The organism is Aquificaceae bacterium (genome assembly GCA_037722135.1).
Lineage (GTDB): Bacteria > Aquificota > Aquificia > Aquificales > Aquificaceae > Pampinifervens > Pampinifervens sericum.
Window position 1 is genome coordinate 1 of the sequence record JBBKAW010000098.1, and the last position, 17,366, is coordinate 17,366.

20 protein-coding genes are annotated in these 17,366 nt (G+C 43.2%); 12 read left to right on the plus strand and 8 right to left on the minus strand.

Going from position 1 to position 17,366, the window contains the following annotated elements:
* Nucleotides 1-75 precede the first annotated feature (75 nt).
* The 8 genes from WKI49_06710 to WKI49_06745 all read left to right on the plus strand — a co-directional run bounded on the left by WKI49_06710 (nt 76) and on the right by WKI49_06745 (nt 6,498).
* On the plus strand, nt 76-318 hold the full coding sequence (locus WKI49_06710) for a hypothetical protein (protein ID MEJ7622176.1): 243 nt from the start codon (nt 76-78) through the stop codon (nt 316-318).
* 83 nt (nt 319-401) lie between these two features.
* Complete coding sequence (locus WKI49_06715; protein ID MEJ7622177.1) at nt 402-608, plus strand: EAL domain-containing protein; 207 nt, start codon at nt 402-404, stop codon at nt 606-608.
* Nucleotides 605-874 carry a cupin domain-containing protein gene (locus WKI49_06720; protein MEJ7622178.1) on the plus strand — a complete coding sequence of 90 codons (270 nt, stop codon included), beginning with the start codon at nt 605-607 and terminating at the stop codon, nt 872-874. The genes WKI49_06715 and WKI49_06720 overlap by 4 nt, the downstream gene beginning before the upstream one ends.
* A gap of 5 nt (nt 875-879) precedes the next feature.
* Nucleotides 880-2,532, plus strand: coding sequence for an arginine--tRNA ligase (argS, locus tag WKI49_06725; GenBank protein ID MEJ7622179.1), 1,653 nt, complete (start codon nt 880-882; stop codon nt 2,530-2,532).
* Between the two features lie 2 nt (nt 2,533-2,534).
* A complete protein-coding gene (locus tag WKI49_06730) occupies nt 2,535-3,836 on the plus strand; it encodes a UDP-glucose/GDP-mannose dehydrogenase family protein (GenBank protein ID MEJ7622180.1) in 1,302 nt (433 codons plus the stop codon).
* Nucleotides 3,833-4,765 carry a UDP-glucuronic acid decarboxylase family protein gene (locus WKI49_06735; GenBank protein ID MEJ7622181.1) on the plus strand — a complete coding sequence of 311 codons (933 nt, stop codon included), beginning with the start codon at nt 3,833-3,835 and terminating at the stop codon, nt 4,763-4,765. The genes WKI49_06730 and WKI49_06735 overlap by 4 nt, the downstream gene beginning before the upstream one ends.
* 24 nt (nt 4,766-4,789) lie before the next feature.
* Entirely contained in the window at nt 4,790-5,374 is a 585-nt protein-coding gene (locus tag WKI49_06740; protein ID MEJ7622182.1) for an SPOR domain-containing protein, read from the plus strand.
* Complete coding sequence (locus tag WKI49_06745; GenBank protein MEJ7622183.1) at nt 5,371-6,498, plus strand: tetratricopeptide repeat protein; 1,128 nt, start codon at nt 5,371-5,373, stop codon at nt 6,496-6,498. Before WKI49_06740 ends, WKI49_06745 begins: the two co-directional genes overlap by 4 nt.
* Here the strand turns inward: WKI49_06745 and hisB are convergent, their stop codons facing one another.
* Genes hisB through WKI49_06770 form a run of 5 tightly spaced genes read right to left on the minus strand, consistent with a single transcriptional unit; the run spans nt 6,499 to nt 11,630 of the window.
* Nucleotides 6,499-7,077, minus strand: a complete 579-nt coding sequence (hisB, locus tag WKI49_06750; GenBank protein MEJ7622184.1) for an imidazoleglycerol-phosphate dehydratase HisB — start codon at nt 7,075-7,077, stop codon at nt 6,499-6,501.
* A complete protein-coding gene (locus WKI49_06755; protein MEJ7622185.1) occupies nt 7,013-8,056 on the minus strand; it encodes a DNA polymerase III subunit delta in 1,044 nt (347 codons plus the stop codon). Before WKI49_06755 ends, hisB begins: the two co-directional genes overlap by 65 nt.
* Nucleotides 8,053-9,345, minus strand: coding sequence for a transcription termination factor Rho (rho, locus tag WKI49_06760; protein MEJ7622186.1), 1,293 nt, complete (start codon nt 9,343-9,345; stop codon nt 8,053-8,055). The genes WKI49_06755 and rho overlap by 4 nt, the downstream gene beginning before the upstream one ends.
* A 15-nt stretch (nt 9,346-9,360) precedes the next feature.
* The gene (gene mnmE, locus WKI49_06765) at nt 9,361-10,713 is read right to left on the minus strand and encodes a tRNA uridine-5-carboxymethylaminomethyl(34) synthesis GTPase MnmE (protein MEJ7622187.1); all 1,353 of its coding nucleotides are present in this window, start codon (nt 10,711-10,713) and stop codon (nt 9,361-9,363) included.
* A 20-nt stretch (nt 10,714-10,733) separates the two neighbouring features.
* Nucleotides 10,734-11,630 carry a radical SAM protein gene (locus WKI49_06770; protein ID MEJ7622188.1) on the minus strand — a complete coding sequence of 299 codons (897 nt, stop codon included), beginning with the start codon at nt 11,628-11,630 and terminating at the stop codon, nt 10,734-10,736.
* 26 nt (nt 11,631-11,656) lie between these two features.
* Here WKI49_06770 and dnaN point away from each other — a divergent pair, with 26 nt between their 5' ends.
* The gene (dnaN, locus tag WKI49_06775; protein MEJ7622189.1) at nt 11,657-12,742 is read left to right on the plus strand and encodes a DNA polymerase III subunit beta; all 1,086 of its coding nucleotides are present in this window, start codon (nt 11,657-11,659) and stop codon (nt 12,740-12,742) included.
* Here the strand turns inward: dnaN and gcvPB are convergent.
* Entirely contained in the window at nt 12,723-14,159 is a 1,437-nt protein-coding gene (gene gcvPB, locus WKI49_06780) for an aminomethyl-transferring glycine dehydrogenase subunit GcvPB (protein ID MEJ7622190.1), read from the minus strand. The two genes, dnaN and gcvPB, sit on opposite strands and share 20 nt — an antisense overlap.
* A 38-nt stretch (nt 14,160-14,197) precedes the next feature.
* On the opposite strand from gcvPB, the gene WKI49_06785 reads away from it, so the two are divergent.
* Both WKI49_06785 and WKI49_06790 read left to right on the plus strand, forming a co-directional pair.
* Nucleotides 14,198-15,865: a cytochrome c biogenesis protein ResB gene (locus WKI49_06785; GenBank protein ID MEJ7622191.1), complete on the plus strand. Its 1,668-nt coding sequence runs from the start codon at nt 14,198-14,200 to the stop codon at nt 15,863-15,865.
* Complete coding sequence (locus WKI49_06790) at nt 15,825-16,121, plus strand: hypothetical protein (protein ID MEJ7622192.1); 297 nt, start codon at nt 15,825-15,827, stop codon at nt 16,119-16,121. The genes WKI49_06785 and WKI49_06790 overlap by 41 nt, the downstream gene beginning before the upstream one ends.
* Here the strand turns inward: WKI49_06790 and WKI49_06795 are convergent.
* Nucleotides 16,104-16,502 (minus strand): EVE domain-containing protein, encoded by a 399-nt coding sequence (locus WKI49_06795; protein ID MEJ7622193.1) that lies wholly within the window; start codon nt 16,500-16,502, stop codon nt 16,104-16,106. The genes WKI49_06790 and WKI49_06795 overlap by 18 nt on opposite strands.
* Nucleotides 16,503-16,769 carry a thioredoxin family protein gene (locus WKI49_06800; GenBank protein ID MEJ7622194.1) on the minus strand — a complete coding sequence of 89 codons (267 nt, stop codon included), beginning with the start codon at nt 16,767-16,769 and terminating at the stop codon, nt 16,503-16,505. It lies immediately after the preceding gene.
* 17 nt (nt 16,770-16,786) lie between these two features.
* Here WKI49_06800 and WKI49_06805 point away from each other — a divergent pair, with 17 nt between their 5' ends.
* On the plus strand, nt 16,787-17,236 hold the full coding sequence (locus tag WKI49_06805; protein MEJ7622195.1) for a nucleoside deaminase: 450 nt from the start codon (nt 16,787-16,789) through the stop codon (nt 17,234-17,236).
* The last annotated feature ends 130 nt before the right edge of the window (nt 17,237-17,366 follow it).

Sequence of the window (17,366 nt, forward strand, 5' to 3'; positions counted from 1 at the left end):
ATACATCTATAAATTTCTATACTTTCAGTGATTAGTTTCTAATACCTTGAAGAGGGTAAAGTCCATGCCTGCATAATGTATGAGGAAATATGGGAGAACGTTCAAAAGGAAAGAAGAAAAAATCTAAAGGTCATGGACACTTTTGTTTTTGAATCTTCCCACATTTTTATGGTGAAGCCAGAGGTTGAGGAAAGACTAAAAGAATTCTTCAAAGGTGACGATTTTGAGCCTGCGGAGCACATATTTGAAAAACTCCTCAAAGCTTACGAGAACTTTGACCATATATATAAGCTATGGACTAAAGTAAAAGCCTTTTGACTTGTATGGCACTGGAAATATAAACAGGAATTTTGGCATATCCGCAGGAGACAAGTATGTGCGGGCTTTTGGAGAATTGTTAAATAGTTAGAAATACCATAGCACTTGCAAGAGACCTTGGAATTGCAACCCTTGCGGAGGGTATAGAGACTGAGCCTCAACTTAGAATGCTTCAAGGCATGGGATGTGATTTTGTCCAAGGTTATCTCTTTGCCAAGCCGATGAATATGGAGGATATGGTAAGATTTCTTGAGGAGCGTAGAAATAAATTAGCAGGTGCCTTGAGATGAAAGAGATTGAAGATAAGCTAAGGGCTTTGGGCTATGGTGGTTTCTACACGTGGTATGACCCGCCGGGGACTTATTATGACTGGCATACGCATCCGGAGGATGAGGTAAGATATGTGCTGGAGGGTGAGATAACTATAGGGACTGAGGAGGGTGTGTATCATTTAAAGGCTGGGGATATGTTAGAGGTAAGGGCAGGCACAAGGCACTGGGCAAGAACCGAAAAGGGTGTGAAGTATATCTGTGGAAGTAGAAGGGTGTTAAAATAAAAGGTGTGAAGGGATTTGTTGAAAGGGCTATAAGGGAAAAGATAAAGGAGCTGTATTCCATAGAGATAGAGTCTTTTAGCCTTGAGCCACCAAGGGAAGAAAGCTATGGAGACTATGCCACCAACGTAGCCTTTTTGCTCTCCAAGTCTCTTAGGAAAAACCCACAGGAGATTGCTCAAGAGTTGGCGAGCAAGCTCTCAAACCACCTAATGACTGCAGAGGCGGTCAAGGGCTTTGTAAACATAAGGCTTAGCGAGGAGTTTGTGAGGGAAGAGTTCAAAGGGCTTCTCACAAAGGGGCAAGACTACTTCTTTGAGCCTGTGGAAAAGCCTATGTATATTCAAGTGGAGTTTGTAAGTGCCAACCCTACTGGTCCTTTACATGTGGGACATGGAAGGGGTGCGGTAGTAGGCGATGTGCTCTCAAAACTTCTCCAAAGGCTCGGACACAAGGTCCTAAGGGAGTATTACATAAACGATGCGGGCAATCAGGTCTACATGCTTGGGCTTTCGGTCTTGCATAGATACTATGAGCTTTTTGGAAAAGAAGACCCAGAGCTAAGAGAGGTCTTTGAAAGGGAAGGCTATAAGGGCAAATACATAAAAAGGCTTGCCAAAGACCTAAAGGCTTTTTACGGAGAAGAGCTTTTATACCTTGAAAGGGAAAGGGCTATAGACCTTTGTAAAGAGTATGCTCACAAGAGACTTCTTGAGGATATTAAAGAGACCCTTGAGCTTTTGTCTGTGTCCTTTGATAGTTGGTTTAGCGAGAGAAGCCTTTATGAGAGAGGTCTTGTGGAAGAGGTTATGCAAAAGCTAAGGGAAAGGGGCTACATATACGAAAAGGATGGTGCCTTGTGGTTCAAAAGCTCAGATTTTGGAGATGACAAGGATAGGGTGGTTAGAAAGTCCGATGGCTCTTGGACCTACTTTGCCTCGGACATAGCCTATCATTACCAAAAGTTCCAAAGAGGCTTTGACAAGGTTATAAACCTTTGGGGTGCGGACCATCACGGATACGAAAGAAGGCTTATAGGTGCTCTAAAAGCTCTTGATGTTCCAGAGGATTGGCTAAAGGTGGAATTTGTCCAGATGGTAAGGCTCATAAGCGGTGGTCAAGAGGTGCGTATGTCCAAAAGGACTGGCGAGTTTATTACCCTGCAGGAGCTAATAGAAGAGGTGGGAAAGGATGCGGTAAGGTTTGTTTTTCTCACAAGGGACAGCGATACGCCTTTGGACTTTGATATAGACCTTGTAAAGAAGAACACCACAGAAAACCCCGTCTTTTATGTGCAGTATGCTTATGCACGGATAAGGGGAGTCTTTAGAGAGGTCAAGGAAAGGTATGGCATAGACCCAGACAAGGAAAACCTAAGAGAATACCTGCATGGGCTTTCTGAGGAAGACCTTAGACTGACTAAGAAGTGTCTATATCTAAAAGATACCTTTGAGGCGGTAGCCAAGACCTTTTCTCCTCACCTTATAACTTACTCGCTCCTTGAGCTTGCAAAAAGCTTTCATTACTACTATAACCATCACAGAGTAATGGTGGAGGACAGAAACCTTATGCTCTTGAGACTTGCCCTCTTTAAGGGTGTGGAGATAACCCTAAGGACTGCTTTTGAATTGCTGGGAATAGAAGCTCCTGAGAGGATGTAGCCATGAAGCTAACTGTAGTTGGAGGAGGATACGTAGGGCTTACAACGGGCGTGTGCTTTGCACACCTTGGGCATGAGGTTATGGTGGTGGAGAAAATCCCTCAAAAGGTGGAGCTCCTGAAGGCTGGTAAGTCTCCCATTTATGAGCCAGGGCTTGAGGAGCTTATGCAGGAATCTCTAAGGGCTGGTAGGCTGTCCTTTACCACGGACTTGAAGGAAGGGCTTGAGTTTTCTGATGTGATATTTATCTGTGTGGGGACGCCACAAAGACCTGATGGCTCTGCGGACCTTTCACAGGTGGAAGAGGTGGCAAGGGAAACCGCAAAACTTATGACCTCTTATAAGCTCCTCATAGAAAAGTCCACCGTTCCAGTAAACACACACCAGCTTATAAAAAAGACAGTGCAAAGATACATAAAAAGTCCAGATATACCCTACGATGTGGCGTCAAACCCTGAGTTCCTTAGAGAAGGCTCCGCCATAGAGGATTTTCTCAAACCTGATAGGATAGTGGTGGGAGTGGAAAGCGAAAGGGCAAAGAAGATATTTGAGGAGCTCTATAAAGACTTTAACTGTCCCATAATCTTTACAGACCCAGCTACCGCAGAACTTATAAAACACGCAAGCAATTCCTTCCTTGCTATGAAAATATCCTTTATAAACATGGTCGCAGACCTCTGCGAAAAAACTGGCGCGGACATAAAGCTGGTTGCAGACGGCATGGGCTATGACAAACGCATAGGAAGGGATTTTCTCAATGCAGGTATAGGCTATGGAGGTTCTTGCTTTCCAAAGGATGTAAAGGCTTTTATAAGGATAGCTCAAGACTACGGGCTTGACTTTGGACTTTTGAGAGAGGTAGACAGGATAAACCAAGAAAGACCTGTAAAGTTCGTAGAAAAGGTAAAGAGGGTTCTTTGGAGCGTTAAAGACAAAAAGTTGGCGGTTTGGGGGCTTGCCTTTAAACCCAACACGGATGACATAAGAGAAGCACCATCCATAAAGATAGTGGATATGCTACTAAGGGAGGGTGCAAAACTTTCCCTTTATGACCCCAAGGCTATGGAGAACTTCAAACTCCTCTTTCCGGAAGGTAAGGGCATAAGCTATGCAAAAGACCCCTACAGTGCGGTGGAAAATGCGGAAGCCCTGCTTATACTTACAGAATGGGAAGAGTTTAAAAAAGCGGACTTAAAAAGGGTAAAGAGCCTTATGGCTTTACCCATTATAGTGGATGGCAGAAACGTATACGAACCACCAGAGGTAAGGGCTTTAGGTTTTGAATACTACCCTGTGGGAAGATGAGGGTTTTGATAACCGGTGTGGCAGGCTTTATAGGCTCACACCTTGCGGAAAGGTTCTTAGAAGAAGGCTTTTACGTTATAGGCATGGACAACTTCCTTACAGGCAGTCCAGACAACATAGCCCACCTTTTTGAGAAGAAAAACTTTCGCTTTATACACTACAACGTGGTTAACTACATATACGTAGAGGGTCCAATAGACCTCGTAGTTCATTTAGCCTGTCCTGCCTCTCCTGTAGACTATATGAACCATCCCATACACACCATGAAGGTGGACTCCCTTGGCACTCTCAACACTTTGGGTTTTGCCAAGCTAAAGGGTTCAAGGTATGTCTTTGCCTCCTCTTCTGAAGTCTACGGTTCTGCACAGGTCCATCCTCAACCAGAAGACTACTGGGGATATGTAAATCCAGTGGGTCCAAGGAGCGTTTACGATGAGGCTAAGAGGTTTTCTGAAGCGTTGTGTATGGCTTATCACAGAGAGCATGGACTTGATGTGAGGATTGCAAGGATATTTAACACCTACGGTCCACGCATGAGAAGAAAGGATGGGAGGGTAATACCCACCTTTATAGAGAAAGCCCTAAGTGGAGAACCACTACCCATATACGGGGATGGCTCACAGACAAGGAGCTTTTGCTACATAGATGACCTTGTAGAAGGACTTTTTAGACTATCTGTTAGAGAAGGTCTTGCTGGCACGGTGGTAAATTTGGGAAATCCTGAAGAGGTTTCCATATTGGAGCTTGCCAAAAGGGTTATTGAACTTTCTGGGTCTTCTTCAAAAATTGAGTTTCTTCCGCCACGAGATGATGACCCACCCAGAAGGTGTCCGGACATAAGCAGAGCAAAGAAATTGCTGGAATGGTTTCCTAAGGTATCCCTCGAAGAGGGTCTAAAGGCAACTTTGAGATGGTTCAAAGGTTTATAATAATCTCATATAAGGAGAATAGCTGTGAAAAGAGAGAGGCTCATAATACTTCTTGGAGTGCTTGTCGCTCTTGTGTTTTTTTATCTTGGTTTGAAAGAGCGTCTAAAGACAAAAGGAGATAATGTTCAGCCCCCGCCTCTTGTAGTTCAGCCCTCACCACAAAGAGAAGAAGCTCCACAGCCTCAACAACCTCCTGCATCTTTAGAGCCTAAAGCAGAAGTTAAAAAACAGGAAGAGAAGCAGGAAATAAAGGAAGCTCTAAAAACCAAGGAGCGAGATGTGATAGCTCAAAAGATAAGGGAGGAAAAAGGAATAGAACCTTCTCAAAAAGCAAAAGAAGAAAGGGCTAATGAAAAACCTCGGGAAGTTAGAGAAAGTAGAGAAGTTGCAAAAGCAACCTTAAAAACTTACACGGTGCAGATAGGAGCTTTCGTGAATGAAGAGGGTGCAAAGAAAACTGCGGAAAGGGCAAGAGAAATGGGTTATAGGGTCAATATAGTTGAGGAAGATAACTTCTATAAGGTTAGGATTTTGGTGAAAACTGATGATATAGATAGTGAACTAAGAAAGTTGAGAGGAATCTTTGGAGGTGCTATAATTAAGCAATGAGGAAATTTACATTCTTGATTTTACTCTTTATCTTTTCCTGCGCTCCAAGGCAGGAAGATGTTTCTAAATCCCAGTGGCAATATTTTTATGACCTTGGCATGTCCTCTTACATAGCCAAAAACTATTCGGAGGCTATAGCCAACTTCTTTAGAGCATCACAGCTTGCACCCAATGAACCAAAGGTTTGGAATGCTCTTGGATTAGCTTACATGGAGGTGCAAGAATACCAAAAGGCAGAGAATGCCTTTCTTAGAGCCCTTCAAGTGGATAAAACATATACGGAAGCAAAGCTCAACTTAGGAATTCTCTACTATAGACAGAAGGACTATGAGAGGGCTATAAGGGTTCTGAGAGAAGTTATTGAAGACGAAGCATTTCCTCAAAAGCACATGGCTTTCTACTCTTTAGCAAAGGTCTATCAGGCTATTGATAGAAAAGAGGATTATCTTGCTAACCTCAGAAGAGCGGTTGCCTATAACCCCATGTTTATTGACGCTCAACTTGAGCTTGCACAGTTTTATGAAGAAGAAGAAGACTACGCATCCGCAAGGGAAGTCTATCAACGTCTAGTAAATAACGGAATAGTTAGCCCGGTCATATACTTGGGCTTAGCCAGAGCGGAATATGAACTTGGTAATTACTCCAATGCAAGGAATTACTTAAGAGTGGTCATTGAAGACAAGCAAGCCCCTGGTCATCTAAAATCCCGAGCATATGAGCTTTTAAGCCTTGTGCTTATTGCGGAACAGAGGGCACAGATTAAACCAAGAACTCAGGAACTTCCACGAAGTAGGATAATTGGTGAAGCTCAAGAACAAAAAAGGGAAACCTCAAAGGAGCCTGAGGCAAAAGCAGAAACAAATCTGGAATCACAAAAAGTAGAACCCATTCAACAAGACAAAAAATACTACAGAATACAGTTGGGAGCTTTTTCCTCTATTGGTTTCGCAAGGGCTTGGAAAGAAAAGCTTGAAAAAGAGCTGAACCTAAAGGATGTTGTGATCGTGGAAAGCTCAGGCATATATAGAGTTTTTTACGGAAAATTTGAAAGTAGAGAAGATGCTCTCAGAGAACTTAGAAGACTCCGTGCCTTAAACCTATATGGTTTTATAATCTACCAGTAATCAAAGGCTCTCCTTAGTTGAGGGTAAAAGATTGCCATTTATACTTACCGCTTGTCTAAGGCTAAGGGCTAAGGCTTTAAAGCATGCCTCTGCCACATGGTGAAGAATTTTGCCAGAGAGAACCTTAATGTGAAGAGTGCTCCTGCTCTCTAAGGCAAAGCCTTTAAAAAACTCCCATATGAGCTCAAAGTCAAAGTCTGTTATCTTACCCCTTAGGTTTAAGTCCTCGTAAAAGAATAAGGGTCTGCCAGAGATGTCTATACTTGCAAGAACAAGGGCTTCGTCCATAGGCACTATAGCATATCCGTAGCGGTTTATACCCTTTTTGTCTCCAAGAGCTTGCAAAAAAGCCATACCCAGCACTATACCTACGTCTTCTACAGTATGATGGTAAGAGACGTGCACATCTCCTTCTGCGTAAAGCTCAATATCAAACCTTCCATGCCTTGCAAGGGTCTCTACCATGTGGCTTAGAAAACCTACTGGTGTTTCCACCTTGTAGTTTCCCACACCGTCAAGGTTCAGCGTCAACTCTATTTTGGTTTCCCGTGTCTGTCTGGTTATATGTGCCTTCCTCATGTAGCATGTATTCTATCACAAATTTCCTTAGGGCTTGTGCTGGCTCAGAGTAGTAGACCTTTATGCTTATATCAAGCAAGTGAAGTTTTTTCAGTAATAGCTCAAGGTCATCAATAGAATTTGCGCTAAGGTATCTTTTGAAGTTTAGAACCTGAAACTTGTGTTTTACATCCACCTCAGAAAGGGCTTTTTCCACATCCCAGTCATTTTCCACTAAGGTCTTAGCGGTATATAGCTTTAAAGTGTAGTTGACAAGGAAGGTTAAAACCTGCAATGGATGCATGCCAGACATTAGAATAGAGTTAATAGAACTTAAAGCTTTTTCGTAGTCTTTGAGAAACAAACCATCAGACAGGTCAAAAAGGCTAAGTTCAGGCTCTGCAATCACCATAGACTTGATGTCTTCAAGGGTTATGTTCCTTTTTCCATAGAGTATTAGCTTATCTGTTTCAGCCTTTAGGATTTGAAGCTGGTAAGAGCTTGCTTCCAAAAGATATTCAAGGGCAGAGTCTTCTATACTTATACCTTCCTTTTGAAGTTTGTTTTTTACAAGCTCCCTTACCCTTCTTCTATCTAACTTGCCCGCATATATAACATCCCCTAACCTTGACAAGCTCAGAAAGGGTTCCTTTTGAAGGTCCTTATCACTTAACTTATAACTCACGTAAAAAAAGACCTTTTTGTCCTTTAACCTTTCCAAGTAGCTAATTAGGTTCTTATAGTTTTTTATACCCTTAAAGAACTCTTCAGCCATGTAAATAAACAGCGCCTCTGACTTTGCAAACATACCAGTCGTGCCTATGAAACCCACAAAGTCCTCAAGACTTAGCTCATCACCCCACAAAACCCTTACGGGTATAACTCCCCTTAGTTTATCAAGGAAGCTTTTTACAAGGTATTCCTCTTCACCGTGCAATAAGTTTACCGCCTTTATTTGCCCCTTTCCAAGGTTTTTTTGGTATTCAAGCAGGTTTATCACGAGTGCATAGCCTTTAAGAAGTCTCTGTTAGTTTTGAACTTTTTAAGCTTATCGAGGAGAAACTCCATAGCCTCTATAGCATCCATCGTAGCCAAAAACTTCCTTAAGACCCATATCCTCTGAAGCTCCCAATCTTCAAGCAAAAGCTCCTCCTTCCTCGTGCCAGACTTTTCTATATTTATGGCTGGGAATATCCTCCTTTCCATTAGCCTTCTGTCTAAGTGTATTTCCATATTTCCTGTGCCCTTAAACTCTTCATATATAACATCGTCCATCTTTGAACCAGTTTCTATAAGAGCGGTTGCTATTATCGTTAGAGAACCACCCTCTTCTATGTTCCGTGCAGCACCGAAGAACTTTTTAGGTCTTTGGAGTGCGGTCGCCTCTATACCACCAGTTAAAACTCTGCCCGTGGGTGGGGTAACTGCGTTAGCCGCCCTTCCAAAACGTGTCATAGAGTCCAAAAGTATTACCACATCCTGCTTTAGTTCCACGAGTCTTTTTGCCTTTTCCACTACCAGCTCCGCCACTTGCATGTGTCTTTCTGGAGGCTCATCAAAGGTAGAGGCGATAACCTCCGCACCATCACCCACAATCCTCCTCATCTCTGTAACTTCTTCTGGTCTTTCGTCTATGAGCAAGATTATCAGATGCACTTCAGGATGGTTCTGTATAAGGGCTGTTGCTATTTTCTGCAAAAGCACCGTTTTTCCTGCTTTTGGTGGTGCCACTATCATACCCCTTTGTCCCTTTCCTATGGGCGCTATAAGGCTTACAACCCTCGTAGATAGCTCTGTGGGGGATGTTTCCAGATTGAACCGCTCTGTTGGATGGTAAGGGGTGAGTTTTTCAAACTGTGGTCTTGCCTTAAGAATATCTGGGTCTGGTGGTAATCCGTTAACGGATTCAATCTTTATAAGTGCTTGGTATTTTTCCTTTTCCTGTGGCGGTCTTGCAAAGCCTATTATTGTATCACCCGTTCTTAGTCCAAACTTTTTTATTTGAGAGGGTGCCACATATACATCAGTGTAGCTGGGCATGTAGTTGTTTTCAGAGCTTCTAATAAAGCCATAACCTTCGGGTAGAATCTCCAATACACCCTTTATAAAGTTTAGCCCCTCTTCCTTTGCCTGAGCAGTGAGTATTTTCTCTATAAGCTCCTCCTTCCTTAGCCCAGTTACCCTTGAAAGCTCAAGCTCTCTGCCTATTTTTTGTAGCTCCTGTAGGGATAGCTTCTTAAGCTCTTCAAGTGTATAAATCTTTTTTTCTTGAACTTGAACTTGTTCCATACTTCAAAACCTCCTTCATTTTCCTATGCAGAACCTTGAAAATATGCTACCTAAAATATCCTCTGTGCTAACAACTCCAAGAATTTCTTCTAAATAGCTAAGCGCTTCCCTCAAATCAAGCATGAGTATCTCTGGGAACAGGTCTTCTCTCTCCAATTTGTATATTAATGATTTTAACACTTCTGAGGATTTTTTCAAGAGGTTTTCATGCCTAACGGTTATATAAACCTGCAAGCTATTGCTTACATGAAGACCAAGCCTTTGCAGAATGGTATCTTTTAGTTCTTCCAATCCATCGCCAGTTAAGGCACTTACCCCCACAGCTTCAGGGAAAGACCTAAACACCTCTTCCTCAACACCCTTGTCTATCTTGTTAGCCACCACAATATGCTCAAGGTCTTTGACCATGGAATATATGTTTAGGTCCTCTTCCTCAAGGGGACTGCTAACGTCCACCACAAAGAGAACCATGTCCGCGCTCTTGAGTTTTTGTAGACTTCTTTCCACTCCTATCTTCTCCACTGGGTCTTGGGTGTATCTTATGCCCGCAGTATCTATGAGGTTTACCGGTATGCCCTTAAGAGTTAAAGTTTCTTGCAAAAAGTCTCTTGTAGTCCCGGGAATGTCTGTAACTATGGCTCTCTCTTTGCCAAGCAAAGCATTAAAGAGGGAGGATTTGCCTACGTTTGGCTTTCCAACTATAGCAAGGTTTATGCCCCTTCTGAGAAACTCTCCAGTTTTTACCGTTGAGAGAAGCTTATCTATGTCCTTGATAATTTCCTTAAGAAGGCTTATTATTTGCTCCTTGCTTAGAGTAGGAATGTCCTCCTCTGAGAACTCTATGTCCGCCTCCACATAGGCAAGAAGCTCAAGAAGTCTGTTTCTAAGGGAGTTTATAAGCGAAGAGAGTTCTCCTTGGAGTTGTCTTTGGGCAGACTTTAAGCTTAGCTCGGACTTAGCACCAATAAGGTCTCCTACCGCCTCCGCCTGCAGAAGGTCCAACTTTCCGTTTAAAAAGGCTCTCTTGGTGAATTCTCCGGGCTCTGCCAACCTTATACCCTTTGAAAGGAAAAGCTCAAGGGCTTTTTTTAAGATGAGAGGGTTTCCATGCAGGAAAAGCTCCACCATGTCCTCACCCGTGTAGCTCTTTGGAGATGGGTAAAAGATTAAAATTCCCTCATCAAGCACACTACCGTCTGTGTCTCTCAACTTTACAAAGTGCGCATACCTTGGCTTTAAATTCCCTTTGAGTATAAACAGGTCTTTTATCCTTTCCCACACACCAAGTCCAGAAAGCCTTATAGCTCCGATAGCACTCTCACCAAAGGGGGTTGCTATGGCAACTATGGGTTCTCTTTGCTTTACCATGGGTTTTAGAAAAAACTTATTCAGTCTAATATAAGCGTCAAGTTTTTAGCATGCTCAAGGGCTCTTATATACTCCTCTCTGCTTATCCTTCTTGAAAGTTCAGGATACTTGTAAGCTTGGTAGTATGGCATGTATTGGTCCATTACATTAACCGCCATGCGAGGGGAGATGGACCTTAGCTCATCCATCACCGTTTTTGTTTTGGCTATATCTTGTGGCAGGACAAGATGCCTCACTAAAAGACCCCTTATGGCTATGCCTTCTTGGTCTACTTGAAGGTCTCCCACCTGCCTATACATTTCTCTTATCGCTTGAAGGGCTACCTTGTGATAGTCCTTTACCTTTGAGTATTTTTTGCCAGCAAGGTTATCTCCATACTTGAAGTCTGCCAAATATATGTCTACAATACCATCAAGAAGCTTAAGGCTTTCAAGGCTGTCGTAAGAGGAAGTGTTATACACTATAGGAATTCTTAGACCATCCTTTACCGCAATATACAGAGCTTGAAGTATCTGAGGCACAACGTGGGATGGGCTCACAAGGTTTATATTATGACAGCCAAGTCTTTGGAGCTTTAAGAAGACCTCCGCAAGTTCTTCTGGTCTTAGTTCCTCGCCTTCTCCTAAATGGCTTATGGTATAGTTTTGACAGTAAACACATCTCATATTGCAATAGGAAAAAAACACCGTTCCAGAACCCCTTTTGCCTCTTATGGGTTTTTCTTCCCCTCTGTGAGGAAAGTAGTCCGCTACAATTGCGTATCTGCCAGTTTTGCAATATCCCTTTTCATCCTTCAGCCTGTTTACACCACACCTATGAGGGCATACTCTACAATCAGAAAGCATCTCAAAAGCCTTGTTTATGCGAGTAAGCCACTCATCCTCGCTTAAGTTCAGATAGGATGGATATGCCCTCATAGCAGTTGTAGGTTATAATATACGACATGAAACTAAGAATAGACAGAGGAGAGTTTTTATCCGCCCTTCAGAAGGCAAAGAACGCCACAGAGAAGAAGTCCGCTCTGCCCATACTAAACAATTTTCTTCTTATCGCAGAGGACGAGTTTCTCACTCTAAAGGCAACAGACCTTGAAAACTTCCTGTCCCTGCGTATATCCGCAGAGATAGAAGATGAGGGTAAAACAGCAGTTAACGCAAATAAGCTTACCAACGTGATAAAGAATATGTCTGTTGCTACCGTTTACCTTGAGCTAAAGGAAGACAAGCTAACTGTAGGAGGTGGCAGGAGCACCTTTAGGCTTACGACCCTTGACCCAGAGGACTTTCCAGAATTTCCTCAACCAGAAACCTCCACAGAGCTTCCTTCGGTAGACCTTATCAAGGCAATAGACAAAGTGGAATACGCTATATCAAAAGATGATGCCCGCTATGCACTGCAGGGTCTTTATGTTCACGAGGTGGATGGGAAGACTCACTTTGTGGGTTCAGACGGACACAGGCTTGCCCTCTTTTGGAGGAATTCCCCTTTTCCCATGGAGCTACTTATACCAAGAAAAAGCCTAAAGGTCATTCAAGGTCTTATGAAAGATTACATCGGGTCTGTCCAATCTGGTAAGGATGAGTCCTTTGCCCACTTTGTTGGAGAGGACTGGAGCCTGTCAGTAAGGCTTTTGGAAGGTGAATACCCAGACTATATGATAGTCATACCCAAACACTTTAACCATGAGGTGGTTGTTAGAAAAGATGCTCTTCTTGAAAGTCTAAAAAGGCTTTCCGCCATAGCGGAGTCTTCCGCCTTTCCTGTGAAGATTAGCTTTTCCGACCACGTTGCCCTTCTTGAAATATCAGACCCAGAGTATGGAGAGGGAAGGGATGAGGTGGATGTGGACTACACTGGTGAGCCTGTAGAGGTAGGTTTTAACGGCAAATACCTTATTGAAGCCCTTGACAGTTTTGATGTGGATAGGGTATGGATAAAGATTGTTGACCCAGATAGTGCGGTGGTTATTGAGTCCGATGACACAGAAAGGGACCCATACCTCTGTGTGGTTATGCCAATGAGGCTCTAAGAATTGGCTTTCTGTTTGCCTCTGCTTCTTTTATTCTTCTCACTGGCGTTCTGTGAGGAGAAGACTTGAGATGTTCGGGGTTTTCTTGTGCGGTCTTTACTATCTCCTCCAAGGCTTTAGCAAATCTTTCAAGGGTCCGAGGACTTTCCGTTTCTGTGGGTTCTATCATAAGAGCTTCCCTTACCGTAAGTGGAAAGTATACGGTGGGTGCATAAAAGCCTCTATCCAATAGAGCCTTAGCCACATCCATAGCCTTTACATCCCACTTTAAGAGGTTTTGAGCGGACAAGACAAACTCATGCATGCAAGGGACATGCTCATAGGGGTCAAGTAGGAGGTCTTTGAGGAGCTTTCTCAAATATCTGGCGTTGAGGATAGCGTATTTTGAAACCAAGTCTATCTGCGAGCCGTAAGAGAGTATATAAGCCAAAGCCCTTACAAAGACACCTACATGTCCATAGAAGGCAAGGAGCTTACCCACGCTTTTGGGTCTATCCCAGTCAAGTTTGTATTTACCATCCTCAAAGACCACATGAGGGACAGGGAGGTAGTCTACGAGCCTTTCTGAGACACCTACCGCACCACCACCTGGACCACCACCACCATGAGGTGTGGAAAAGGTCTTATGAAGATTAAAATGCATCACATCCACACCCCACTCCCCTGGTCTTGCAATCCCCACAAGGGCATTCATGTTAGCACCGTCCATATACAAAAGAGCATCCCTTTCATGAAGAGCGTCCGCTATTTCCCTTATCCTTCTCTCAAATATACCCAAAGTGTTAGGGTTCGTTATCATGAGGCATGCGGTCTCATCGCTTAGTTTTTTCTGAAAGTCTTCCCAATCAAGCTCTCCCTCTTTGTTGCTCCTTACCGTTATTACCTCAAAACCACACAAGGAAGCGGTTGCAGGGTTTGTGCCGTGAGAGGTGTCTGGAACGAGGACCTTTCTCTTATGGAAGTTCCCCCTATCTCTGTGATAGGCAAGTATCATTAAAAGACCCAGAAGCTCTCCATGAGCCCCTGCCGCAGGTTGTAGAGAAACCTCTCTAAAGCCACCTATTTCTTTGAGAAGCTCCTTTAGTTCATACATAAGCTTTAAAGTTCCCTGAGCATAGTCTTCTGGCGTCATAGGGTGCAGGTTCAAAAAACCCTCAAGGCTTGCAAGCTCTTCGTTTATTCTTGGGTTATACTTCATAGTGCAAGAGCCAAGAGGAACCATGGTGGTATCTATGGCATAGTTAAGTTGAGAAAGCCTTGTATAATGCCTTACCACATCAAGCTCGGAGACCTCTGGAAATTTAAGGTCTTCTCGGAAGTATTCACCAAGATGCTCTTTAAGGTTAACCTCTTCTACGTCCAACTCTGGCAGGCGATAGCCCCTTCTTCCCTTTGAAGAGAGCTCAAAGATTAGCATTCTGTAATTATACACCTTATATTTTTATTTTATCTGTCATGGTTGAGGTAAAAAACGCTTATAGAGGCTATGCCTTCTTGGTGGCTTCCTTTCTCCTCTTTACCGCCACCGTTATAGTTGGACTCTTTCACCTTGAGGAGAGAGGCATTCTTTACTTTGCCCTCCTTGGTGGCACGTCCGCCCTTTTCACCTTTGCCCTTTTCTCATACGCCTTGAGCGTCTACAGTTTCCTAAAAGAAGAATATGCGAAGAAAAAAAGTCTCTGGACCTTTCTCTTTGACTTCCTTGCAGACCTCAGACTTGCCATTTTTATAATGATACTCCTTGCCATTTTCTCTATGCTTGGCTCCACTTACGTTCAGCAAAACCAACCTATAGAGTTTTACCTTGACAGGTTTGGTGCGGATATAGGCTATTGGCTTTGGAGACTTTGGATAACGGATGTTTTCCGGTCATGGTATTACATCGGACTAATAGTGCTCCTTGCCATAAACCTCATAGCCTGCTCCTACAAAAGACTTCCAAGAGTATGGGTCCAGACCTTTACAAAGGAAAGGTTTCAGAGGTTGGATGAAAACATGGAAAGACACCTAAAAGCCATATCCATAGAGGTAAACCCTTCAAAGGAAAAGGTAGCACGCTTTTTGGGAAAGCTCGGATTTAGGGTTTTTATGGAAGAGGAGGGCGGAAGGACTTACTTTTATGGAGAAAAAGGAAGGTATGCTCGTCTCGGCGTTTATGTGGTTCACATAGGTCTCCTTGTTATAATGGCGGGTGGACTAATAGATGCCATATGGGGCATAAGGGGAACAGTTATAATTCCCGAGGGCTCAAGGAGTGATACCCTATTCATACCTGCCAAAGAGAAAGCTATAAAGCTACCTTTTCAGATAGAGTTGGAGGACTTCAGAATAGTTAGCTACGAAGAGGAGTTTCAAAGAAAGGGAAAAACTAAAGAAACGCCTTTCAAAGATGCTATAGCGAGCTTTGAAAGCGATATAAGGATAATTCAGGATGGAAAAATTGTCGCGGAAGGCATGACCGCAGTAAACTCTCCCTTTGACTTCGGCACATATAGAATATTTCAAGCAACCTATGGACTAACAGGAGATGCAGGCAGGGCAAAGATTGCCATTTTTGACAAGAAGCTCGCACCCCAAGACCCAAGGAAGGCTTTTGTTGGAGAAGTGGAGCTAAGAGCTGGAAAAGTGTCCGAGTTTAAAAACATGCTCTTGGCAATAGATAGGTCTACTCTAAACATAGAAGACGAGCAAAAAGGCTTTGAAGGAGAGCTCAAGCCTGCCCTTGTGATAAAGGTTCTTATGGACGGGAAGGCTTACGATGTGCCTGTGGTCTACTCGCCAGAGCTTACAGTTTTTGCCCAATCTGTGATACCACAGCTTGCGGAGTTTCCCTATGTCTTTTTCCTTGTGGACTTTGAGCCTCAGTTTTTTAGTGGTCTTCAGGTTTCGCGCCAGCCTGGCACGCCTTTAATATGGCTTGGGTCTATACTGGTTGTGGGTGGAATGATTCTTGCCTTTTATACAGTCCATCGCAAAGTGTGGGCAAGGCTTGAAGGTAATACCCTAAAGGTAGCCTTTTGGTCTCACAAATTTAAAGAAGAGTTTAAAAGGAGCTTTCTAAAATCTCTGGAGGAGCTAAAGCATGAAAATCCTTCTCATGGAAAAGAACCTAATACTTCTTAGTAGGATAAGGTCATCCCTCGGTGGTCATGAAGTAAGGGTTGGTACCAACTACGAAGGTGAGGATATGGTTCTCATAAGCCTTGAGCAGTTTCCTGTGGAAAAGGTTGCTGAGCTAAAGGCTTTGGGTGCAAAGGTTATAGCCTACTGTGGGCATAAAAACGTAGAACTAATGAAAAAAGCCAAAGAGCTTGGTGCAGACCTTGTGGTGTCAAACAGTCAAATAGTGCAAGCAGGAAGTCTAATTGAAAGCCTCTGAAAGCTCCATAATCCTTTCCGCTTGCTCTTTGTTTAATGGCACAACAGATAACCTTGGCATCCTTAGGAGAGGGGAATCTTTAAAAAGCGGTTCAGTCCTTAAAACCTTGAGACTTACAGGCTTTTTCAAAAGACCCGCAGGCTCTAAATCCACAACCCAGAGATTATTATCATCCTTATAGGGCTCAGAAATTACCTTTGCAAGTCCCACCACCGCCTTTATGTTGCCCGTATGGTATATGAAGCACAGGTCTCCCACTTTCATAAAGCTGATATACTTCTGTGCAAGAGGGTTCTTAACGCCATCCCATCGCGTTATTCCATCCCTGAGAAGGTCCTCATAAGAATACTCAGAAGGCTCTGTTTTGAGAAGGTAATACATTCAGAAACACTTCTCCGCCAGAGATTTTATCAAAGGTGGCATATATCCAAAAACTCTACCTATTTCCTTCCCATTTTTCAAGAATATGACCGTTGGAGAGCCTACAATTCCATATGCTTTAGCCAGCTCCCTATCCTTGGTTATATCGTAAACCTCTACTTTTAGGTTTGGATACTTGCTAAGCTCCCTGTAGCTGGCTTTACAGGATGCACAACCGGGTTGCTCAAAGAGTAAAACTTGGCACAAGGCAAGGGCTACTGTAAGCATGGTTTAAATTTAATACAATGCAGGAGTTTGTGCAAGCATGCCTTGAGCTTGCAAGGGAAGGTTTTGAAAGGTCTGAAGTGCCTGTAGGCTGTGTGGTGGTAAAGGATGGATTAGTCATAGCTAAAGCCCACAACAGAGTAGAGGAGTTAAAAGACCCTACCGCACATGCAGAGATGCTCGCCCTTAGAGAAGCTATGCAAAAACTCGGTGAGAAATACCTCTATGGCTGTGAGGTCTATGTAAGCCTTGAGCCATGTCCCATGTGTGCCTACGCCATGGTGTTAGCAAGGGTAGAAAGGGTTGTCTTTCTTGCATTAGATGAAAAGTATGGTGCGGTTATGAGTAGGTTTAACCTCTTTGATGAACCATATTTTAACCACAGAGTAAAGTGGGAATATCTACCTATGGAGGAAGCAAAAAAATTACTAAAGGAGTTTTTCAAGATTAAGAGAACATCAAAGACTTAGCTCTCTTTTCAAAACTTCCAAAATATCCTCAGAGCTTATCAACCTTTTAATCAAAGCATGCAAAACTCCCCATCTTTTATCTCCCTTAACCTTTCCTCCAGACCTTCCAGCACATAGCCAAGTTTTCCTT